General features: G+C 41.4%; 22 protein-coding genes and 2 pseudogenes. 18 read left to right on the top strand and 6 right to left on the bottom strand.

The genetic code is table 11. The annotated features are described in order from the left end of the window. Positions 1-227: 227 nt before the first annotated feature. Together ICL16_RS20215 and ICL16_RS20210 are read right to left on the bottom strand one after the other, a co-directional pair. A complete protein-coding gene (locus ICL16_RS20215) occupies positions 228-479 on the bottom strand; it encodes a hypothetical protein (protein ID WP_190831197.1) in 252 nt (83 codons plus the stop codon). A 74-nt stretch (positions 480-553) separates the two neighbouring features. Next, positions 554-1,192, bottom strand: a complete 639-nt coding sequence (locus ICL16_RS20210) for a GntR family transcriptional regulator (protein WP_190831195.1) — start codon at positions 1,190-1,192, stop codon at positions 554-556. Positions 1,193-1,314: 122 nt separating this feature from the next. On the opposite strand from ICL16_RS20210, the gene ICL16_RS20205 reads away from it, so the two are divergent. Next, complete coding sequence (locus ICL16_RS20205; protein ID WP_190831193.1) at positions 1,315-1,773, top strand: DoxX family membrane protein; 459 nt, start codon at positions 1,315-1,317, stop codon at positions 1,771-1,773. A 22-nt stretch (positions 1,774-1,795) separates the two neighbouring features. Further along, a complete protein-coding gene (locus ICL16_RS20200) occupies positions 1,796-3,043 on the top strand; it encodes an FAD-dependent oxidoreductase (protein ID WP_190831191.1) in 1,248 nt (415 codons plus the stop codon). 54 nt (positions 3,044-3,097) lie between these two features. On the opposite strand, the gene ICL16_RS20195 is transcribed toward ICL16_RS20200, so the two are convergent. Continuing rightward, positions 3,098-4,198, bottom strand: coding sequence for a peptidoglycan-binding protein (locus ICL16_RS20195; RefSeq protein WP_190831189.1), 1,101 nt, complete (start codon positions 4,196-4,198; stop codon positions 3,098-3,100). 196 nt (positions 4,199-4,394) lie between these two features. Further along, on the bottom strand, positions 4,395-5,450 hold the full coding sequence (locus ICL16_RS20190) for a DMT family transporter (protein ID WP_190831187.1): 1,056 nt from the start codon (positions 5,448-5,450) through the stop codon (positions 4,395-4,397). Positions 5,451-5,667: 217 nt separating this feature from the next. Here ICL16_RS20190 and ICL16_RS20185 point away from each other — a divergent pair, with 217 nt between their 5' ends. Continuing rightward, entirely contained in the window at positions 5,668-7,944 is a 2,277-nt protein-coding gene (locus ICL16_RS20185; RefSeq protein WP_190831184.1) for an ATP-binding protein, read from the top strand. A gap of 66 nt (positions 7,945-8,010) precedes the next feature. Beyond that, complete coding sequence (locus tag ICL16_RS20180) at positions 8,011-8,460, top strand: response regulator (RefSeq protein ID WP_190831181.1); 450 nt, start codon at positions 8,011-8,013, stop codon at positions 8,458-8,460. Positions 8,461-8,499: 39 nt separating this feature from the next. Here the strand turns inward: ICL16_RS20180 and ICL16_RS20175 are convergent. Both ICL16_RS20175 and ICL16_RS20170 read right to left on the bottom strand, forming a co-directional pair. Then, a pseudogene (locus tag ICL16_RS20175) lies at positions 8,500-8,667 on the bottom strand (SAM-dependent methyltransferase); the annotation flags it as partial. An 82-nt stretch (positions 8,668-8,749) separates the two neighbouring features. Next, on the bottom strand, positions 8,750-9,547 hold the full coding sequence (locus ICL16_RS20170) for an aspartyl/asparaginyl beta-hydroxylase domain-containing protein (RefSeq protein WP_190831179.1): 798 nt from the start codon (positions 9,545-9,547) through the stop codon (positions 8,750-8,752). A gap of 66 nt (positions 9,548-9,613) precedes the next feature. Between ICL16_RS20170 and ICL16_RS20165 the strand changes: the two genes are divergently transcribed. The 14 genes and pseudogenes from ICL16_RS20165 to ICL16_RS20100 all read left to right on the top strand — a co-directional run. Beyond that, complete coding sequence (locus tag ICL16_RS20165; RefSeq protein WP_190831176.1) at positions 9,614-11,110, top strand: amidohydrolase family protein; 1,497 nt, start codon at positions 9,614-9,616, stop codon at positions 11,108-11,110. Positions 11,111-11,234: 124 nt separating this feature from the next. Next, positions 11,235-12,329, top strand: a complete 1,095-nt coding sequence (locus tag ICL16_RS20160) for a tetratricopeptide repeat protein (protein WP_190831362.1) — start codon at positions 11,235-11,237, stop codon at positions 12,327-12,329. A gap of 190 nt (positions 12,330-12,519) precedes the next feature. Then, entirely contained in the window at positions 12,520-13,221 is a 702-nt protein-coding gene (locus ICL16_RS20155; RefSeq protein ID WP_190831174.1) for a uracil-DNA glycosylase, read from the top strand. Positions 13,222-13,531: 310 nt separating this feature from the next. Continuing rightward, positions 13,532-14,281: a TIGR04255 family protein gene (locus ICL16_RS20150; protein WP_190831172.1), complete on the top strand. Its 750-nt coding sequence runs from the start codon at positions 13,532-13,534 to the stop codon at positions 14,279-14,281. A gap of 11 nt (positions 14,282-14,292) precedes the next feature. Next, positions 14,293-14,919, top strand: coding sequence for a hypothetical protein (locus ICL16_RS20145; protein WP_190831170.1), 627 nt, complete (start codon positions 14,293-14,295; stop codon positions 14,917-14,919). An 8-nt stretch (positions 14,920-14,927) separates the two neighbouring features. Beyond that, positions 14,928-15,413 (top strand): hypothetical protein, encoded by a 486-nt coding sequence (locus ICL16_RS20140; RefSeq protein WP_190831168.1) that lies wholly within the window; start codon positions 14,928-14,930, stop codon positions 15,411-15,413. A gap of 23 nt (positions 15,414-15,436) precedes the next feature. Further along, positions 15,437-18,022, top strand: coding sequence for a type I restriction-modification system subunit M (locus tag ICL16_RS45810; RefSeq protein ID WP_190831166.1), 2,586 nt, complete (start codon positions 15,437-15,439; stop codon positions 18,020-18,022). Positions 18,023-18,057: 35 nt separating this feature from the next. Continuing rightward, positions 18,058-18,333 carry a CopG family transcriptional regulator gene (locus ICL16_RS20130; protein WP_190831164.1) on the top strand — a complete coding sequence of 92 codons (276 nt, stop codon included), beginning with the start codon at positions 18,058-18,060 and terminating at the stop codon, positions 18,331-18,333. Beyond that, positions 18,330-18,707 carry a type II toxin-antitoxin system PemK/MazF family toxin gene (locus ICL16_RS20125; protein ID WP_190831162.1) on the top strand — a complete coding sequence of 126 codons (378 nt, stop codon included), beginning with the start codon at positions 18,330-18,332 and terminating at the stop codon, positions 18,705-18,707. The genes ICL16_RS20130 and ICL16_RS20125 overlap by 4 nt, the downstream gene beginning before the upstream one ends. Before the next feature lie 83 nt (positions 18,708-18,790). Further along, positions 18,791-20,161: a restriction endonuclease subunit S gene (locus ICL16_RS20120; protein WP_190831159.1), complete on the top strand. Its 1,371-nt coding sequence runs from the start codon at positions 18,791-18,793 to the stop codon at positions 20,159-20,161. A gap of 43 nt (positions 20,162-20,204) precedes the next feature. Further along, positions 20,205-20,837: pseudogene (gene darT, locus ICL16_RS20115) on the top strand (type II toxin-antitoxin system toxin DNA ADP-ribosyl transferase DarT). A 50-nt stretch (positions 20,838-20,887) separates the two neighbouring features. Continuing rightward, complete coding sequence (gene darG, locus ICL16_RS20110) at positions 20,888-21,928, top strand: type II toxin-antitoxin system antitoxin DNA ADP-ribosyl glycohydrolase DarG (protein WP_190831157.1); 1,041 nt, start codon at positions 20,888-20,890, stop codon at positions 21,926-21,928. Between the two features lie 173 nt (positions 21,929-22,101). Next, on the top strand, positions 22,102-22,494 hold the full coding sequence (locus tag ICL16_RS20105) for a hypothetical protein (RefSeq protein WP_190831383.1): 393 nt from the start codon (positions 22,102-22,104) through the stop codon (positions 22,492-22,494). A gap of 37 nt (positions 22,495-22,531) precedes the next feature. Next, a partial coding sequence (locus ICL16_RS20100; protein WP_190831154.1) for an IS66 family transposase occupies positions 22,532-23,180 on the top strand: 649 nt, incomplete at its 3' end.

Here is a 23,180-nt window from a genome sequence, read left to right as displayed (position 1 = left end):
AAGTTCTAATTTATTTTTGTTACTAACTCCTACTGGCGAGCCTGTCAAACTAGCTGTAGGGGTTTTGCTTATGTGGCTATTTAAAAACTAGCATTAATCTAGCCAAAAAGCAATATAATATTCTAAATAAACGTATATTTTTTAAAAACCTCACCCCGTAGAGATTTACAGGAGGTGAGGTGAAAGCATGTTTTCTGGCTGTCTGTTCAATTGCTTGTTTTTTGTGGCTAGCTCACTTTCAATTTTCCCATCTGTCTCTTCAGTTCCTCCACATCTTGAGCAAGCTGAAAAATATTAACCACGTTTGTGCCTAAACTATCTTTACCAAGCCGATTTTTGATATAGTTTTCTATATCCTCAGTCATGGTAGTGTCCTCTTTCCTTAGCAATTCTTTGTATTCTTCATAAAGCTGGCTATCTAGCCTGATGCTCAGTTGGGCGTCTCGCGTCCGCACAATAGACTTCTTAGAGTCAGACATTTTTCCTTTTCTCTAGTAACTAATAACAATATAAATCAGAGTCCAGACAGTAGCTATAAAGATGCTGCTCTTCTTTATGGGGTACTGTTAGCTACCCCCGCAGTTTCCAAGTGAGAGCGAAGTAACTGTGCTGCGGTTTCACCATCTCCCTGTACTAAAGCATCAACAATTGCTTGATGTTGCTGGTTAAATGACTGGAGATTAACCATCTTCTGTTTCACCAGTACCAGATTGATTAGGGTTAAAGCTTCAAAGGTTAATGAATCCCATACACGCAACAGAATACTATTACCGGATGTTTCTACAATCAATCGATGGAATGCTGTATTGCACTGTGTAAACTGCTCAATGTCTTCTTTTGCCGCAGCCACCTTAAGTGCTGCTAAAGCTTCCTGAATTGATTCTGGATGAGCAGAAAACTTAGGAGCCGCCAATCTTGCTGCCAAAGCTTCCAACTCAGAGCGAACTTGGTATGACTCTTGCAACTCCCTCTGACTTACTTCCCTGACGCGGGTGCCTCGGTAAGTTTGGCACTCAACCAAGCGCATCACCTCTAGTTCTCGCAGTGCTTCTCTAACTGGTGCTTGACTAGTATCTAATTCGCGAGCAAGTTGCAACTCTACTAGTCTGTCTCCTGGTTTATAAATACCTTTGAGGATGCGCCTTACCAAGATTTGCTTGACGCGATCGCTCATTGATTCACGTAAACTCATTAACTACGTCCATATCTCTGCTCCCTTGACAATAGATTATCGATATTATATTGTCAAATTATCGATAAAATGTAATTAATATAACATTTGAGAAACATAAACGTAAATTGAGGAGGGCAAGTATGGCGGGGAGTAGAGAGATTTGGGTGCGACACCGAGACGCAGTTCTTGCCTACACATTTTTACGATTGGTGTTTGGCGTAAATTTCTTCAATCATGGATTGACTCGAATTGGTAATATACCAAAGTTTGTGGAGTCGATGGTGGGAATGTACAAAGACACATTTGTTCCGGCAATATTGGTGAGAGTACCAGCCTACGTTATACCACCACTGGAGTTGGCGATCGGATTATTACTTATACTAGGATTGGCAACAAGAGGAGCGCTCATAGCAGGTTTTTGCTTGATGATTGTACTGATGTCTGGAGTAACTTTGCTGCAACAATGGGATACTGCCACCAGTCAATTGATTTACTGCCTGGTGTTTTTTGTGCTGCTAGCCCTTAACAGCCTTAATACTGTTTCAGTAGATCATTTTCGTCAGCGACGTAACCGGAATGGTTACGACAACAAAACATGAATGAGGACAGGTAGTAATTATAGTGCATAAACGCCCTCAAGTTGTAGTCGTTGGAGCTGGTTTTGGTGGACTGTGGACAGTTCGCGCCTTAGCTGGTTCCCCTGTGGATGTGTTGCTTGTTGACCGCAACAACTATCATACCTTTAGTCCCATGCTTTACCAAGTAGCAGCAGCTCAAGTGGGACCTGAACAGATTACTTATCCAGTCAGAAGTATCTTGCGGAAAATACGTAATGCTGACTTTTTGATGGCAGAAGTGAAACACGTAGACTTTACCAATCGGGTGGTGGAAACCGACGGTTCTGAAATTCCCTACAATTTCTTAGTACTGTCAACTGGAAGTATTACTCAGTTTCTGAATATACCAGGTTCCGCTGAATATGCCTTTCCATTGGATAATCTAGAGCAAGCATTGGCTTTACGCAACCAAATCTTCAATTGTTTTGAACAAGCAGCATACGAAACCGATCCAAAGCGTCGCCAACAGCTGCTAACCTTTGTAATTGTAGGTGGTGGACCAACAGGAGTGGAAATGGCTGGGGCGCTGTTAGAATTGATTCGCGCACTACGTCAAGATTATCCGACAATTGATACACGACTTGCACGAGTTCTGCTGTTACACTCAGGAAACAACCTGCTCCCTGGCATGGTGCCACCGCATCTACAGCGCTACACTCTCAAAAGATTACAAAAAATGGGGGTTGAGGTTCATCTTGAGGCAAAAGCAGGTGCGATCGCACCAGACGCCGTGTATCTGCAAGATGGTAAGATTATCCCAACAGCAACAGCCATTTGGGCAGTAGGAGTACAAGCCGATCCTATAGTCGAGCAATGGGGGCTGCCAACTACAGCGAAAAGCAAAGTAACCGTCCGAACCACCTTACAATTGTCTGAGTATCCAGAGGTATATGTAATTGGAGACTTAGCTGCTGTACAAAAAGATGGTACTCCAATACCAATGGTTGCCCCTGCCGCAATTCAACAAGGAACAGTGGCAGGACGAAATATTCAACGGCAGTTGGTGGGGAAGAATCCTGTTACCTTCAACTACTGGAACAAAGGTACTATTGCCATGATTGGACGTAATGCAGCAGCAGCACAGGTAGGCAAACTCACTTTCACAGGTTTCCTAGCTTGGATTTCGTGGCTAGGCGTACATCTTTTCTACTTGCCTGGTTTTCGCAACCGCTTAATAGTGTTCTTTGACTGGGTGCGAGACTATTTCTTTCATGTGCGCTCTGTGCGTCTAATTTTACGCACCCCTCCCTAACCGAAAGTAAGCAATTATTAGCAAATAGTTAAACAGTTACTAACCCTCCCCTTACTAAGGGGAGGGCTGGGTGGGGTTTTCCTCGTCTTCTGTTTCCCCTTCAGGCAAAGCACGGATACTATTCATTTTAGAAAGGGCATACTTTGCTGTCGCCTGCACCTCAGCATCAGGATCTTGCATCGCGTGTGACAACATTTGGCTCATTTGCTGCATCATATCATATACACGAGTTAGATCGCGAATAGCGTTTTGTCTCACGTTAGGACTTTCATCTTGCAAAGAAATTGCCAAAGCACGATTCATTGGTTTAAGGGTGCGAGTACCAATTTCTGCTAAAGCGGCTAAAATCAAGCTGCGTTGTTGAGAGTCTGCATCAATCATTAAATCTACTAATGGTTGAATTGCTCGTGAATCTCCCTTTTGACCTAAATCCCAAATCGCTTTCCGCCTTTGTGTTAAATCTGAACTGCGTAAATCGTTAATCAATTCATCAACGATGTTAACTTTAGCCAATCTGGAAGTTGTTTCCGGTGGCAGGAGAGTGCTTTCTTGCTGGTGATTGGAGTTGTCTTGCTGTATGGGTGATATTACTGATGTGTCTTTCTGAGAAATTACAGTATTGGAAATTGGTGGATGGGATGTTTGAACTTTTCCCATTTTTTGGATTACGTATAACAGCGCCCCAACAATTCCTAGTGTGCCAATGCCAACTAGTAACCACCAAACAAAGCCTAGTCCAACATCAGGCTTTGCCGTTGGTTTGGGCGTAGAAGTGGTAACAGGGGTAGGATTTTTTTGTTGATTCTGCTTAACTTCTGCCTGTAGAGTATTCCAAGTCTTACTACCAACTATACCGTCTGCGGCTATTCCTTTTGCTTGTTGAAATTGAGAAACAGCAAGGCGTGTCACACTGCCATAATTTCCATCGACAACACCTTTGTAGTATCCTAACTGTTTCAGCAGTGTTTGTAGCCCTTTTACTTCCTCACCTGTACTTCCTGGTTCCAGAATAGATTTAATGGCAGTATTTGTGGTGACACCAAGTTCAAAGACTAGGGGCTGTTGTTCATAAGTGGCTGCACTTGCTGGTAAGAAGTCAAATCCCAAGCAAGTGAGGCAGGTAAAGATAAGGATGGAGGAACGGCTTAGCCTCATATGAAAAGTCTCAGCCAGAATGTGCGTTGGCACTAAATTTATATGATATAAAATTTTTTACTGACAACCATATCACTCTCACACACCCTGACTACTAGTAAAATTCAAGCACATCATGAGCGTAAAAGAGCAGAAGAAGTTAAAAATGTTTCTTTAGGTAGAGGACAATGTGTTGCCTTGACTACTCCTTGCTTGATCAAGGTGAAATTTCCGATTTTGATTCTCTCACAGAGATACTGACAGGATTTAGCTTTGTAGCGGCTTTTAAAGCAGGTTGTGGTGTTGTGCCTTGTTCAACAGAGGTAAGATCACCAGAGGCTAGGGTGTCGCGTTGATTGATCAGGTAGATACTGATTAATGTTAAGCTGACTCCTACCCACTGCAACGGATTCAAGACTTCCCCCAGCAACAAGTTGCCAAATAGCAAGGCAAATACGGGTGTGAGGAAGGTGAGGGAACTTAAGCTGGTGAGACTACCACAGATAGCAAAATAGAAAAACAGTCCGTAGGCGATCGCACTGCCAAATACTGTAGCATATGCCATTGCCAACCAATCAGATGAAAGTATATTCTCCCACTGCTCAGACTCGACAACTGATGAAAGTCCCCACAAAGGCAATCCACCTAAAATCATATGCCATCCTGTAGCAGTTACAGGATCAGCATAGCGACAAACAAACCGAATCAGTACCGTTCCCACCGCCATACTCAACGCCGCTAACAGCATTAACCATTCACCACTAGCAAACAAATTTTGCCAACTAGCGCTGATTGCATCAGTTCCCCCGCCCAGAAAATGGAACCATTCACTGGGCAAGCCAATTAAACTAATACCACCAACTCCCAATGCTAGTCCCAGCCATCCCCACAAACCGATATGTTCCTTAAATAGCCACAGCGACAGTAATGCCACAGCCAAGGGTTGAGAGTCAATCATTACAGATCCCAATCCTGCACCTGTTCTGACTAATCCTTCTGCCAAAAAGCCTTGAAATAGCGTTCCATCTACTACGCCAAATAAGGTAATCCACAGCCATGCCTTCCAACCTTGGGGCTGAGTTCTACCCATTAATGCTGCGACTATGAGAATTAGTACCCCTGCTGGTACTATTCGCACACCAGCCATAAATAGTGGGGTGGTGTGTGGTATTACGCCTTTCATTGCTACCATTGCTGTACCCCAGAGGAAAAAGGGCGCAATCAGAAGTAGCAAGGCAAACGGGAGTTTAGATGCACTGGCTTTCAGTTGCATGGGATTACTGACGCTTCGATTCAATAAACATGAAAATTGCTTTACTTAATTTTACCTAATTATGTTTTTTTGTAAAGGCTTAGAGACGTTCCGCCGGAACGTCTCAAAAATACGGTTATTTGAAAAACTAACCAGAAGAGTGAACACTTTATGCAAAAGTTGCTGTAGCTTAAGAAGTGTAAATAAATTATAAAATTGGTTCCCATTCAGTCGAAGCATGAGCCAATCCGAAGACATTTCTGCCCAAATTGCGCATCTGGCTAACTATCAATACAAACCGATTCACACTCCTGGTTCAATCCAGCCTCATGGTGTATTGTTAGCACTCTCGCTACCTGAATTGAATATCCGGCAATTAAGTAAAAATACTCAAAAATATTTGGGCAAACAGCCAAAAGATTTATTAAGTCAACCCCTTAGTTCTCTATTTGACGCTTCACAAGTTGAAGCTATCAAAAAATATTTAATGGAAGATGGAAGTATAAATTATTTCAAGCTTTCCCGAATTACTATGTCTGGGGAGCAACACTTTGATGGCATTGTTCATCGTACACAGGGGGTTGTGATTCTGGAGATAGAACCAACAATTAATACCAATGGTAGAGACGTTACATGGAACGTCTCTACACAGATAAGAGGAGCGATCGCTAGAATACGAAGTTCATCGCATTTGACAGAATTGTTGAATTCCGTCGCTGTTGAAGTACGTAAAATAACTGATTTTGATCGGGTACTAATTTATCAATTTGACCACGTAGGAGCAGGTGCGGTTGTTGCTGAAGCCAAACGAGAAGATTTATCCTCTTATCTTGGACTTCATTATCCTGCTACAGATATTCCTGCCCCAGCTAGAGAGTTATACAAACGCGGTTTACTCCGAGTCATTCCCAATTTAAACGCTCAACCAATCGAGCTACTTCCAATTGAAAACCCGCTCATACATCAACCTTTAGATTTGAGTTTATCAGTACTAAGAAGTGTTGATCCATGCTGTATTGAATATCATCAAAACATGGGTTGTTCTGCACTTATGGTGATTTCAATTATTGAAAATAATCAGCTTTGGGGATTAATTTCTTGCCATCACCAAACGCCAAAGTACGTTCCTTACGAAATACGGATGATGAGCGAATTCATGGCACAAATTGTGTCTTCAGAATTGGCAAGTAGAATCAGTCATGAAGAATTGGAATATCGAGGTAAACTCAAATCCTTACAATCAGAAATTATCCAGTCCATTTCTCAGGCAGAAAATTTTGTCGATGCGCTGATCGAACCCGATCCATCCCTGCTAGATTTGCTTAATGCTGAAGGAGTAGTGGTTTGTTTAGATAGTAAGATTACACTAGTTGGGAAAACACCAAATGTTAGTGAGATTCGTGCCTTGATTGAATGGGCAGATACTCAAGTCAAAGATAACCTGTTTTGTACTGATTCTTTACCAAAACTCTATCCACCAGCACAAGCATTTAAAGATACTGCCAGTGGTTTATTGCTATTAAGAATTTCTCAAGTCAAACGTTATTATGTCCTTTGGTTCCGTCCGGAAGTAATTCAAATAGTGAATTGGGCAGGTGAACCTAACGAAGCTATTCAGGTGATGGCAGATGGTAGTCTGAATCTTTCACCCCGAAGATCCTTTGCCCAATGGAAAGAAACCGTTCGTTTTACTTCCTTACCTTGGCAACAAACCCAAATTAATAGTGCGATCGATTTCCGCAATGCTATTGTTGGGACTGTGCTTAATAAGGCAGAAGAGTTAGCAAGAATTAATCAGGAGTTATCACGCAGCAACCAGGAACTAGCTTCGTTTGCCTATGCTGCTTCTCATGATTTGAAGGAACCGTTGCGAGGGATTCATAATTACTCAGTTTTTATGTTAGAAGACTATGCTGAGGTACTTGATGACGCTGGGATCGATCGCCTCAATACCTTAGTGCGCTTAAGTCAACGGATGGAGACTCTAATTGATGTTTTGCTGCGGTTTTCACAGCTTGGACAAACACAACTACATTTAACTGATACAAATCTCAACCAATTAATCAAGCGAGTGATGGAAATGTTTCGTGCGAGTCGTCTTGAAACTCCAGTTGATATTCGGATTCCCAGAACTTTGCCCAAGGTTCAGTGCGATCCGGTTCTTATTAACGAAGTTTTTAGTAACATCATTATTAATGCATTCAAATATAACGATAAGGCAGAAAAATGGATTGAGATTGGCTACCTAGATCCCAATGAACAAATATCCCAGGGGCTAGCTCAACCGAGCCAAACACCTGTCTTTTATGTACGAGATAACGGTATTGGTATACGAGAGCAGCATCGGGAAACCATCTTTCGACTCTTCAAGCGGCTTCACTCTCAGAAAAAGTATGGCGGAGGGACAGGTGCGGGACTTGCCATTGCTAAAAAGATTGTAGAGCGTCACGGAGGTCGGATCTGGGTAGAGTCTACCTATGGGGAAGGCTCTACTTTTTACTTTTCCTTAGGATAGATTAATAATTGTAACTAAATATTAATATTATAGTAGTTTTTCAGCGGAGCTTTTTCAGAACAACTAATGACGACAAAAGTTTACGAACCGTTACTAGTTGCTGAGGACAGTGATGAAGATTTTGCCACACTGCAACGTATTATGCAGCGTATGACTGTCCGCAACCCCATCTACCGTTGTGTTGACGGGGATGAGGTTTTAGATTTCTTGCATCAAGAAGGGGAATATGATGACGCAAATTTAGCACCGCGTCCCTCAGTGATATTGCTGGATCTCAATTTACCAGGTACTGATGGTCGTGATGTCCTACAACAGCTTAAGCAAGACAAAAAATTGAAAGAAATTCCTATAGTAGTTTTTAGCACATCTTCTAACCCCAGAGATATTGAATTTTGCTACCAAAAAGGTGCGAATGGCTATTTGATTAAGCCGATGGATAACAGGGAACTGCACAAAACTGTTCAAGCTTTTGTAGATTACTGGCTAGATGTAAATGCTTCTCCATTGTCGCGTTAGCTAACACGTCTAAATTTCACTCACCCCAGCTTCTTTGGGCCCAGTACCAGTACCAACATCTAGGACTAAACCTTGTTCTTTTGATCCGATGGCGATCGCCTCTTGAGCAAAAGCGGTATTTACCTCCATGAAGTCCATTGCGTCATATTCAATGGCATCTTCCTCAGTATCCATCACTTCAGGTTCTAGCACTCTTTCTAATTTCATCGTTATTCAACCATAGGAATTTTCACAGAAGCCAGGTAATTTTTCTGCAACGCCGTTTCTACTACCAGCTTTTTCGATTATATTAAGCTTCTAAAGCTTTATCCCACTCTAACTGATGAGCTAAACCATACTTGATAAAATCTTCTACTTTAGCTTTATCACTTTTACCAAAAACACCTAAGCTATAAGGATTATCTTGCATACGTTGTGTGACTTGCTCTTTTTCAAATCGGAGCAATTCCTCTCTAGGCTGATCCGTTTTAAAAAAGTCTACAACCAAGACAGTTCTGTCATAATTGGTGTAATTATGCGGACAGTGTGGATAGCTGTGATCTAAAATCAAGAATTTTCCTTCATGCCAATAAAGCTGCTCATGGCATATTTTCATAGCCACATCTCCCTCTGGTACGATCAATCCTAGATAGCCACGATTCATATGCGGGTTATAGTTCACATGCAGCTTGACATCCAAGCCTGGATGGAATGTACCAAAATACACATTTCTAATCATATTATCATCGCCATTCACTTGAGCGATCGCCTGAGCCAAATTTGGGAAATATTTCTCTCTTAATCCTCGTGCTTTTTCTGATGCATCATTTGTTTTATAATCAGGGTATTGTATTTGATAAAATTGAATATATTCTTCAATAAACATACCTTGAAATAAAATTCCAAAAGCACTGTATTTCGCAGTTCCTTTAGTTTTAATCGTTTTACTTTTAGGTCCTAAAACATCATAACTAAAAGTTAACTCCTCATTAGATGCATGTTTAATAAAGTGTGTAAACTCATCTCTAATCACTTGCCAATTATCTTGAAAGCTATTGAGAAAAGGAAATTGCTTTGGGTCTAGATGATACTCATTAAAACTTTCCATTATCTTTTCTCCTCAGGATTTTTGAGTAAAATTGGTTACTATACTCATTTTAATGTGAGGTCTACCGTGTCTGACACTCCCCTATTAGATAAAATTATCAAAAATGTCCAGGTAGTTCGTCCCCATCATGATACTGTCGAACTACTTGATTTAGGAATTAAGGATGGAAAATTTGCGACTATTGCTCCCAATATTAGCCAAGACTTAGGGCTAGAGGTATTGGATGGGAAAAACCTGCTGGGTTTTCCTGGAGTCGTAGATGCCCACATGCACATAGGTATCTATCAACGCCTCAATCTGGATGCAGTGACTGAAACCAAAGCTGCCGCAATGGGGGGAGTAACAACCACTCTCAATTACATCCGTACAGGACAATATTATCTCAACAAAGGCGGTTCCTACCGCGATTTTTTTCCAGAAGTATTGGCGTTATCAGCCGGGAATTTTTTTGTTGATTATAGGTATCACGTCGCACCTATAACTAGCCAGCATATTGACGAAATACCTCTACTGTTTGAAGAACATGGTGTAACTTCGTTTAAAATCTTCATGTTTTATGGCGGCTATGGGTTGCATGGTTTGTCAGACAAGCAAAACCTCTTTTTGATGATTAATAAAGAGGAAAGGTACGACTTCGCCCATTTTGAATTTATTATGCGCCGTCTAAGTTGCTTAATGGAAGATTATCCAGAAGCAAAAGAAACGATTAGCTTAAGTTTGCACTGCGAAGTTGCAGAAATTCTCAACGCATATACTAAAATAATTGAAAATGACTCCAGCCTGAGCGGACTACACGCTTACAGTGCAGCACGTCCCCCTCATTCTGAAGGATTAGCAATTTGCATTGCTTCCTATTTAGCACATGAGACTAATTGTGCAAACATCAATTTGCTGCATCTAAGTTCGCGTAAGGCAATGGAAGCAGCTTTGACTATGCAAACTGCTTTTCCCCATATCAATTTTCGACGAGAAGTTACCATTGGACATTTGCTTTTAGATGTTGATACCCCTGCGGCTACTTGGGCAAAAGTAAACCCCCCGATTCGTCCCCGTGCCGATGTGGAATATTTATGGCAAGCAGTACTCAATCATCAGGTAGATTGGATAGTTAGTGACCATGCTTGTTGTTCTGCCGAACAAAAAAGAAGTGCTTTAGAGCCAAATAATATTTGGTTGGCGAAGTCTGGTTTTGGTGGTACAGAATATTTACTTTCTGGTGTATTGAGTGAAGGTAGTAAGCGGGGAATGTCGTACAACCACATGGCTGAATTACTATCTTGGAACCCGTCGCGGCGCTTTGGTTTGTTACAAAAAGGGGATATTGCCATTGGCTATGATGCTGATTTAGTATTGGTAGACCCAAATGAAACCTTTGTGGTACGTGCTGCTGAATCAGAGTCACAACAAGGTTACACACCTTTTGAAGGGGTGGAGTTAACGGGACGGGTGAAAAGTACCTTTTTACGTGGAAATCTGATTTACAACAACGGAATTGTTCTCGGTTCACCTACAGGACGTTATGTGACTATCACGCCAAAAAAGAACCGAGAAGTCCTTAGCTAGGAACGAGACACTATTCATTCAACATTGCTGAATTCTGACAACTAAGTTCTTTGTGTTTAAATAGTTGTTTTCACCCAAGGAGTGGGAATACTAAATGCATATCAGATTTAACAGGGATTGGTCGATGTGGAAAGGCGGAAGTAATCAAAGTTCAAAAAATACAGTTCCCCTGCAACCACCTGCAGCATACCTGACAGCAAGGAAGCTTGGCACAATTACTCATGAATTGGGTCATTCACAAGCAGAAATGCTTGTTTCTCAAAATCAGGAATATCAAGACGACCACTCGTCAGAGGCATCTAAACTGCTGCAGCAAGGATGGAAACAGCAGCAAGCTGGGGATTTACCTACTGCCATCAAGTCGTTTCAAGAATCTCTAGCGCTATTTCAAGCAATTGGAGATTCTCAAAGACAGGCGCAAACGCTTTCTTGTTTGGCATTAACAGTTTACACTTTAGGGGATTATAAAAGTGCAATTTCCTACTCTTTGCAGTGTCTATCTTTGGCACAAGGTACTGCCGACTTACGAGTGCAGATGCAAGCGCTTTCCCATTTGGGTAATGCTTATCGTCATATGGGCAATTATGATTCGGCAACTGAGTCTCTGCAACAAAGTTTGAAGATTGCCCAGCAATTAATAGACAAAAGGAGTCAGGTAGCGGCACTCAATAATTTAGGCTTGGTTTATAAAGCTTTGGGCGATATTGCCAGAGCGATTGAACTCAAACAGCAAAGTTTGGAGCTTGTGCGGGAACTCCAAGACAATTGGGGTGAAGAACAGGTGCTGAAAAATCTGGGCAATGCTTGCTATGCTTTGGGGGATTACGCTAAGGCGATCGCCTACTACGAGCAGTGTGTAGTATTATCACGCTCCCTCAATAACCGTCGCAGTGCTATTCAGGTGCTCAAGAATCTGGGCAATGCTTGCTATGCCTTGGGTGATTATGCCAAAGCGATTATTTATTATGATGAACGTTTACAATTAGCAAAACTTATCAATGACAAACGTAGTGAAGAACAGTCCTTGGGCAGTTTAGGAGTTGCTTGTGAAGCTTTAGGTGATTATGCGAAAGCAATTACGTACTATGAAGAACGTTTAGAGTTAGCAAGAGTTCTTAAGGATAGCCGTAGTGAAGAACAAGCCCTCGCTAGTTTGAAAGTTGCTTGCTACGCTTTGGGGGATTACGCCAAGGCGATGCAATACCAACAGCCAACATAGACAACGAATTAGGATAAATGAGATCGCGGCGATCGCCACTGATTTTCGATCATTGGTGGACTGATACGTTACGATGGTATGTGTTTGTAGAGACGCGATATATCGCGTCTCTACTGCTAATTAAATATCTAATTAAAAGTCAAAAATTTAACAAAACACAGCGAGCGCTTACGCCTAAATCCAAATTATCATGAGCAGCGAAAACCAACTTAGCCTCTTCGAGGACTCAAATCTATTAAATGACCAGAAAGAGCTAATTCCCACAGACGCTAAAATTCCCATTCCTGCTGGAACTTATACCAGTATGACTGAAGTGGCACAGCATTGCAATCAGTGTCATCGCTGTGAGTTGGGAAACACTCGTACTCATGCCGTAGTTGGACGTGGCAATCTTCAAGCACTAATTATGATTGTGGGCGAAGCACCAGGACAAAATGAAGATGAAACTGGGTTGCCCTTTGTTGGACGAGCCGGACAATTGCTAGAAAAAATCTTAGCGTCTGTTAATTTTGATACAGAAAAAGATGTATACATAGGTAATATTAACAAATGCCGCCCACCTCAGAATCGACCGCCTACCACTGAAGAAATTGCTGCTTGCAGACCTTATTTATTAGAACAAATACGCCTAGTTGACCCAAAAATCATTTTACTGACAGGTGCAACTGCGGTCAAAGGTTTAACTGGTGATAAACGAGCCATTACTAAAATTCGCGGACAGTGGATTGAGTGGGAAGGACGTTTGTGTATGCCCATTTTCCATCCATCTTATTTGCTACGTAACCAATCTCGCGAACCAGGTAGTCCCAAATGGTTGATGTGGCAAGATATACAAGCTGTGCGTGCTAAATTTGATGAAATCCGTAACGCGAGAGAGCTAATGAGCGATTAAGGCGTATTTCCGGAAACTTATTCAGTTTGATGGGAATATAGTATGTAGTACAAATAACGAATTATCATTAATGTCGGCAACTTGCTTTGTCAAGATGTTGACAAGCATACTTCATTACAAATAGAGTAAAATGGAAGAGGGAGCATGTGAGTTTTGCAATACGTCCACCCACACTAAGCGAAGGGTGGGTTTAAGTAATTTTTATTGCATCTTTATCTAAGATTAGATAAATATGAGTTATGCTACCAAAAACTTTAGCCGTTTAATGACATAGTAGAAAATATTGCAGTAACTTGGATTATTTTTTGCTATGGGTGAGCCATTGCGATTAGCACCACTAGTTGAGGCTCTATGTGAGTTCAGATTCACGCCTTCCGTAAACACTTCGGGCTGGGATATGACTTTGCCAGGTCGTCTTTATGAGCGTATTCGCCAGGAGTTTCCAAATCGTTCACAAGTTAGCGAAGTTGGCATTCAGTTTCAGTCTCAACCTAACTCTAATACTTTGTCCCAAGTTTTTCAGGGAGTAGAACGACTGCAACTCAAACGCTCTGACGAATCCGCAATGGTTCAAATTGGGCAAAATACTCTCATTGTTAATCAATTAAAATATCACACATGGGATGATTTTTGTAAATTAATAAATAGGATTTTATCAGAATATGTAAATTTGTTAGATAATCAATTTATTCTTAATAAAATTGGACTTCGTTATATAAATCATATTCCTGCACCTAGTAACAAACCTTTTGAAATCAGTGATTTTCTCAGTGTTGTACCAAACCTAACAGGCGAACTAAATCGTCCTTTGTCTTCTTTCTATCAACAATATGGACTTGAATATACTAAAGAAAAATCTGTTTTAAATCTTCAAGCTTTAATAGCAGAAAAACCAAATTCAGAATTAGTTATCATCCTCGATTTAGATTTTTCATCAGAACATGTAGGAGGCTTCTCTAATATTCATGAAGTTACAAAATGGTTAGAACAAGCACACGAGAATATTGAACTTGCATTTATATCATCTTTGAATCCAAAATATTATGAATCGATCCAATGAGGTGAAAAGCAATGCCGCAAATAAAATTTGATTCTTCACCTAAGTCAGCATTAAATAATGCAGAACAGGTTACTTATATCGAAAACTATTCTCCATCTTTAGCTTATCGATCTGTTAAATTGGTTCAAGTTAACCCAAATCAAGGAATATCTACTGCTTACTATTCTGTTACACCAATCCGTACTCAATCTCAATCCAATAATAATTTTCCTGTATTCGCTGGTTCTTCCCAAAAAGAATTTGATTGGATTAATATCAAGAATGCTTTTCAAAGAATTATTCATTTAAGAGACTTGGAGGAAAATTGGGATGGTTACGGAGCGCCAAAATTTTCTGAGTCTCACATTCGGAGGGTGTTAGATATTTACTCAATGCTGTCTAACTATTTCTCAAGTAAAGCTTTGAGTCTTGAATTCGTGAATATTTTTGTAGCTCCATCCTCTGATGGATCTGTACTTTTAGAATTTTATGGTAGATTATTTGAATCAAGAGAATTAGAAATTTACGTTCCATCCTCTTTACAGCAACCTTTGAGCTTTCTAAAAGTTGATGAAGATTCTAATTTTGAGGATGAAGATGAAATTCCTGATTCTAAAGTAGCAGAACTTTTAGACTGGCTTATTGGTAATAACCGATAAATATTTAGATGACACATGAACAAGTTCAGCCATCTGAAACTCTTTACAGATGGCTGCATCCAAGTCAATATAAGTGGGACGAAGGCAGACCAAGCTCTGCCGCTTTTAATGATAATTACATGTCAGTTGATATATCAAAGTTAACAACTTTGAAGGAAAGTTATAAGCGAGCAAAGAAGTATGGCAAAAAGGCCGTAGTTTCTTTTGAAGCTCAAGTAGTTATTGAGAAAGGACAAGAGGTAGTTCACTGTCCCACCAACGTGACTGAGGATACGCAAACTATTGTTTGTAAAGTCAGAAATGACTGCACTGCTTACTCTGAAAATATTTCTTCAGACTGTCTTGTTTGTATTAATCACGCTTATGGTTGTGTGATTGGCAAGAAAAGTAAATCTTTTGCCAAGGCTTTAGCAAAAGCTTGTAAGGTAGAAATTTGTCCTCCTTTCCCACATGAGTCATCTATTGAAACAAGTAAAGAGAATCTTGATGGCTAAATGTGTCTCTTGGTTTTAGTTTTATGAGAAAAATTACATTACCTCAACTAGAGCGTCACTTGTTTGCTGCGGCTGATATTTTGCGTGGCAAAATGGATGCATCTGAGTATAAGGAATATATTTTTGGAATGCTTTTTTTGAAACGTTGTTCTGATGTATTTGAAGAGCGACGAGAGCAAATTATTAAGGAAAATTTAGTAAAAGGACGCACTTTGGCAGAGGCAGAGCAACGTGCTGAGTCACCTGCTTACTACGCCGAGACTTTTTTTGTGCCAGATCGAGGGCGTTGGTCGTATATTGAGAAAGAATTACATAGTGATATTGGCAATGGGTTGAATAAAGCCTTGGGTGCGCTGGAAACTGAAAACCCGATTCTCGAAGGAGTTGTCAGCCACATTGACTTTAACAAGACGGTGGGTAAAACTAGAGTTCCCGATCAGAAGTTGCGGGATTTAATTCGGCACTTCAGTAAGTATCGCCTCCGGAATGAGGATTTTGAGTTTCCTGACTTGCTCGGTGCAGCTTACGAGTATCTAATTGGACATTTCGCTGATTCGGCGGGAAAGAAGGGTGGCGAATTTTATACACCCCGCGATGTAGCGCGATTGATGGTAAGATTGCTTAAACCACAAGAAGGAATGCGGGTTTACGATCCCTGTGTGGGATCGGGTGGGATGCTGATTCTGTCAAAGGAGTATGTGGAGGAGCATCGAGGTAATCCCAAAAATCTGCGACTTTATGGGCAGGAGGCTAATGGTGGCGTTTGGGCAATTTGCAAGATGAACATGATTTTGCACGGAATTGCTGATGCTGATATTGAGAATGATGACACACTTGCTAACCCACTGCACAAAGAAGGTGGGGAATTGATGCGTTTCGATCACGTAATTAGTAATCCACCGTTTAGCCAAAACTATTCGAGAAAGGGACTGAAGTTTGAAGAGCGTTTCCGTTTTGGTTTTTGCCCGGAAAGTGGCAAGAAAGCAGATTTGATGTTTGTCCAGCATATGTTAGCGGTGTTGCGAGCGCACGGTATGATGGCGACTGTAATGCCTCACGGGGTTTTGTTCCGGGGTGGGGTAGAAAAGGAAATTCGTCAGAAATTTATTGAAGATGACTTGCTAGAAGCAGTGATTGGTTTACCGCCTGGTTTGTTCTACAACACTGGCATCCCAGCTTGTATTCTAGTGATGCGCGGCGCAAGCGTTGCAAAACCAGAGCAACGTCGCGGTAAGGTACTATTTATTAACGCCGATGCAGAATATCAAGCAGGGCGGGCGCAGAATTTCCTCAAACCCGAGCATATTCAAAAAATTGTTTCTACATTTGCCGCCTTTGTGGATGTACCTCGTTACGCGGCAGTGGTGACTAAGGATGAATTAGCTGCCAACGATTACAACTGCAATATTCGCCGCTATGCTGACAATGCTCCACCCCCAGAACCTCATGATGTCAGAGCGCATCTTTTAGGAGGAATCCCCAAAACTGAGGTGGAAGCCAAGCAAGAACCTTTTATAGCTCATGGCTTCGATCCCAGTGCTATCTTTGTAGAGCGGAATCAAGATTATTTTGATTTTGTGTCTACATTTTCTGAACGCAGTCAAATTAAAGAGTTTTTGGAATCCCACCCAGGCATCATTGAGCAAGAAAAAAGGCTGCGAGAGACTTTTCTCAAATGGTGGGAAACTCACGAAATCCGCCTGAAGCAGTTGCCAGAAACAAAAGATGTGATGGAAATTCGAGCAGATTTTCTCACATCTTTTACCAAAGCATTGCGTCCAATCAAAATTTTAGAGCCTTACCAAGTAGCAGGAACCATGAACGAATGGTTAGACAAACACGAAGATGATTTTGCAACTGCTGCCACACAAAACTTTAAGGGACTAGTAGAAAATCAATTAGAAGCTAAAGCTGAAACTATCAGGAAAGAAATAATTCAAGAACAAATGCTGCTGTTTTTGGATGAATTTCAGGTGAATGGGGTAATTGCTAGCTGGTGGAATGAGATACAGAACGACCTCAAAACAATTGCTGCTCAAAATTTTGATGGATTGATAGAAGGCTGGGTTGAGACAATTCGAGCATATTTGGATAGTACAGAAGAGAAAAACGGTAATAAATCTGACCCCTTAAGTCATAAGTTAGTAGTCAGGTTATTGCCAAAGTATTTACAGGAATTGGCAGACGTTGAGGCGAAGAAAGCAGACTTAGAAAGCCAATTAGCAGCTACTAAAAAAAGTGATGAGGACGAAGAAGCTGAATTAGAAGAAGAGGAGCAACTAAGTGAGGCTGAGATTAAGAAAATTAGACAAGAATTAGCACAGGTAAAGAAGACACTCACCAAGCTTAAAGATGATTTAATCAAGCGGTTGGACACTGCCCGTTCTCAATTGCTCATGGAACAATGTCAGCGGTTAGTATTAGATATTGCCAAAGATGATTTAGAAGCTCAATTGAACCGTTACGTTACAGCCCATCGTCAGCAGGTAATTGCTGCAATTGAGAATTGGTGGGATAAGTATCGAGTAACCTTGCGTGATATCGAAGCAAAAAGGGATGCAGCGGCGCAGCGGTTAGATGAGTTTTTAAAGGGGTTGGGGTATGTGTAAACATAGAAGTTAAATATCCAGTTAGGAGCAAATATATGTCTAGTCAAATGACTGAAACTATGATAATACTCCCCACCGATTTGCTAGAAGCAACTGAAAAAGCGGTGCAAGAAGGAAAAGCCAAGAATCGGAACGAATTGATTGCCAAGGCGCTACGTCGAGAACTGGCTGCACAAAAACGGGCAGAAATTGATGCAGCTTTGGCAGAAATGGTTAAAGATCCTGAGTATCAGGCAGAAGTATTACAAATTGAGGCTGAGTTTGCTGTTGCTCAGTGGGAAGCGTTTCAAGTGGCGGAATCAGAAGAATGAGAAGAGGTGAAGTTTATGATGCTCGTTTAGAACCGACAGAAGGTTCTGAACAAGGGGGAATTCGTCCAGTAGTTATTGTCAGTCGTGATGTTATTAATGCTAATAGTCCAGTAGTATTAGCAGTTCCCTGTACAACTTATCGAGCTACAAAGCGCATCTATTCAACTCAGGTATTAATTCAAGCACCAGATGGAGGACTAGATAGGGATTCGCTCGCAATGGCAGATCAAGTGAGGGTACTTTCAAAAACTCGCTTTTTGCGTTTGCGGGGGATGCTTTCAGATTCCGCACTAACACAACTAAATCAAGCGTTACTAGTTGCTTTAGACTTACCTGGACAATTTGATGATGATAGTGAAGACTTGGGGGAATAATTACTAAATGACTTTACAACATATTGAAGCAAAAGTGAATGCAGCAGCAAGGTGGTTAGATGAGTTTTTGAAGGAATTGGGGTATGAGTAGAAAAATGATCTGCGCCCTTGGACAGTTTAAAGATTCTCCACTGCAAAAAATTCCAAAAGATTGGGACATTGTTTGTCTAAAGGATGAAATTAATGTACTTCACGGCTACGCTTTTGTGGGCGATTATTTTACTGATAGCCCACCTGGAGAAGTGCTTTTAGTACCAGGTAATTTTCATAGAGAGGGTGGTATTTACTTTAATGATAACAATACGAAGTATTATCAAGGGTTAATACCCGATGGCACTCTATTGAACAATGGCGATCTTCTTATTGTTATGACTGACCTTTCACCCAGAACGCTCATTCTAGGGCGAGTTGTTCAACTTCAATTGCCGTTTCGGGTATTACACAACCAACGGATTGGGAAAATTGTCCCAAAGTTACCCGATACATGGGATAAGCGCTTTTTGATGCTCGTAATAAATAGCGACAGGGTTCGGAGCAACATCATCAGCAATGCAACGGGTACAACAGTGCGACATACTTCGCCCGATCGTATTACAGCGAATGTAGTTCCCAAGCCCAGTGTCCGAGAACAGAGCAAAATTGCTGATATCATTGACACTATTGATGCAGCAATCGCCCACACTGAAGCCCTAATTCACAAGCTCAAACAAATCAAAGCTGGACTGCTTCACGACTTGCTGACTTGTGGACTTGATGAAAATGGGGAATTGAGGGATGCGATCGCGCACCCTGAACAGTTCAAAGATTCTCCTTTTGGGAGAATTCCGAAAGATTGGGACTTATGCCCCCTATATTATTTTGCACAAAGAAAAAAAAATAGTTTTGTTAATGGTCCATTTGGAAGCGATTTACTTGCAAGAGAGTTAATAGATGAGGGGGTTCCTGTAATCTATGTTAGAGATGTCAAGTCTGGGGAATATGAGCGAGTATCTACTGTTCATGTTTCTAATAAAAAAGCAAAAGAACTGAGTTTCTGTGACGTTCAATATGGTGATGTTCTAATTGCAAAAGTGGGAGATCCACCTTGTGATGCTGCACCTTATTTTTCATATGAAACAGCAATTATTACTCAAGATGTAATTAGAATCAGACCTTCTGATGATACAGATACATTTTTTTTAGTTAATCTTATTAACTCACAAATTACTAAAAAATCTGTTGAAACAATAACCATTGCAGGAACTAGAAAACGAGTCTCTTTGACGGAGTTTAAAAACATAGAAATACCCAAACCTTCACTTGAAGAACAACGTAAAATTAGTTCTATTCTTAGAGAACAAGATAGAAAAATTCACTCTGAGGAAGCCTACCTTAAAAAACTCAAACTCCAGAAAAAAGGACTGATGCACGACTTATTAACTGGAAAAATGCGAGTCAACGAGATCAAACAATAGGAGTAAACAAATCATCTAGCCATCCTTCCAACAGCATGACCTAATGCCTACCCCTATCTACCACATTACTCATATCAATAACTTACCTTCCATCCTACAATCAGGCGGATTGATGGCAAATAGTAGGTTACGACAACAACAAATTAACTATCTTGATATTGCCCATGAACACATACAAGATAAGCGAGCTAGAAAGTCGGTTACATGTGGTAGTGGTGGATTTTTGCATGATTATGTACCCTTTTATTTTGCCCCTCGCTCTCCCATGCTGTATGCAATTCACAAGGGCAAAGTGAAAAGCTATGCTCAAGGACAAAATCCAGTGATTCACCTCGTTTCTGAAGCAGAAACGATAGAGGATCTTAGTTTGGCTTTTGCTTTTACTGATGGTCATGCAGTCATGGCATATGCGGACTTTTATGACGATTTTGCAGCTTTAGAATTTGTGATTGACTGGGAACTTATGAAATCAAGGTATTGGTTTGATACCCCAGAAGACCCTAATCGTAAATACCGACGACAAGCTGAATTCTTATTACATCAATTCTGTCCTTGATCACTGATAACAGAAATAGGAGTAATAAATAATACAATTCAGGCGCAAGTTCAGCAAATATTACAAAAGTTTAATGATAAAACCCCGGTTAAGGTTTACTCTAATTGGTATTACCTTTAAAAGGATAACATATATAATATAGTACAATAGTACCAAAGCAGCTAAGGGAGATGATTGAGTTTAAGCAAGGCAATCTGTTGGAAGAAAATGCCGAAGCCCTTGTAAACACCGTTAATTGTGTCGGTGTCATGGGCAAAGGTATAGCCTTGCAATTCAAGCAAGCTTATCCGGAAAACTTCCGTGAATACGAAAAAGCCTGTAAAGCAGGTGTTGTGCAACCAGGGCGGATGTTTACGGTAGCCACAGGTAGTCTATTTAACCCCAGGTACATCATTAACTTCCCTACCAAGCGCCATTGGAAAGGCAAGTCAAAAATCGAAGACATTAAAAGTGGGCTAGTGGCTCTAGTGCAACAAGTGCAAAGTCTAGGTATTACTTCCATTGCCATCCCACCTTTAGGTTGCGGCAACGGCGGCTTAAACTGGGCGGAGATTAAACCTCTTATACTATCAGCATTTGCCCAACTGCCAGACGTGCGGTTAATTATCTTTGAACCATCGGGCGCACCAGCAGCTGAAAAAATGAAGGTGGCTACCCAAAAGCCTAAAATGACCCGCGCCCGTGCCATATTGATTAATTTGCTGGAAGCTTACGGAATACCTGGTTATGAGTTAACCAAGCTGGAAATCCAAAAACTCGCCTATTTCCAACAAGAAGCTGGTGAACCATTAAGGCTGGTGTATGTAAAACACTTATACGGTCCCTACGCCGACAATCTCAATCACGTCTTGAAACATATTGAAGGGCATTACATTCGTGGCTATGGGGATGGTACTGGCAGAGGAGAAATTTATGTTTTGCCAGAAGGCACAGAAGCAGCACAAGCTTTTTTGCAAAGCGAACCAGATGCCCAAGCACGTTTAGAGCAAGTTAGCAACCTCATATCTGGCTTTGAAACACCTTATGGTATGGAACTGTTGGCAACAGTTCACTGGGTTGCCAATGAAGATCCTCAAGCTGCAGCTGATGATGAGCAGGCAATTGTGAGAGTTCATGAATGGAGCGATCGCAAGCGCAAACTCTTCAAACCCGAACATATTCGCAAAGCTTGGCAGCACCTTCATGAGCAAAACTGGTTAGTACAGGGTTAATCTTGCTTATACCCGTTTGATCGTAACCATTCACTCCCCCCCCCATGCGCGTGGCATGAAAATTAGCAAGTTTGCACGCAGGTAAAGAATATTGGCTCAAAAGATGGTAAAGTAAGACTTGATCGGCACTAGGGACTTCATGAATCGACGCTCGTAAAGATGACCGATCACAAATGAACCAGGAGTACTTCCAATCTCTGGACAAGGAGAGGTTGGTGGTAGTGGCAGGTAATCTACACGCCCTAGCAGTTGAACAATTAGAGCGATTAGAGCAGAATTCAACCAATAGTTCAAAACCCCCATCATTAGATAATCCCTTTGTTCAGGAAGCAGTGGAGTTTGACGGTGGAAAAACACAGACAGCTAAGAACGAGAAAAATCTAACTTCCGCTGAAGAGGTTGAAACAGCTTTGGTTGAAGATAACGCGCAAAGGAAGCCAAAAGCTCAAGGGTTTGGGAAGCGCTCGCAGGGATTGCAACTAGGAGCTAAGGGGATGTGGCGGACAACGCCCGCGCGTTCCAAAAATTACTATCCCTCACTATCCAGAGAATTGCGCCGCTTGTAATGCTCCTGTCGCTTTTGGATCTGATAGTAGGCCCTATATGGGGTACTACGTTCTCGAGCTAGAAAAACACGAATCTGGTGTTCAGGTAATTTGCCAACTGCACCATTACTATGAAGCAACTTGTGAGTGTGGACACCATACCAAAGCAATTCCTGGTTTTGGGTATGTGTCTGTGGTCGAAGGAAGGTGCAAAGATTTGCAGTTGCAGGAGTATGGACTAGTCGGACCGATGCTGGCTACCTTCATCGCCAGCCTTGCGGTACGCTACCGGATGTCCCGACCAAAGATTCAAGAATTCTTAGAAGACTGGGTGGGTGTGGAACTCAGTATTGGAACCATAGACAAGTGCATTCGAGAAGTAGGTATTGCCTGCGTTCCGGTGGTTGAGAAGTTAATTGAAGAACTGCAAGCGGCAGAGGTGATTCATCTTGATGAAACTCCTTGGTACGAGAAAGGAAAACTCTGTTGGTTATGGGTGGCAATTACCAACACGATTGCAGTGTATCATATCGGCAGTCGCAAAAAAGAAGAACTGCTGCACTTAATTACTGAGGCTTTCATTGGTTGGTTAGTCACCGATGGTTATGAGCGATTAAGCAGTTATGAGAAACGTCAACACTGTCTAGCACACTTGATTCGTAAAGCTATTGCCCTCACCCAAGTTGTGAACAAACAAGCTTCTGACT

The sequence above is a fragment of the Iningainema tapete BLCC-T55 genome, assembly GCF_014698965.1.
GTDB lineage: Bacteria > Cyanobacteriota > Cyanobacteriia > Cyanobacteriales > Nostocaceae > Iningainema > Iningainema tapete.
This window is presented reverse-complemented; position numbering and strand designations above follow the sequence as displayed.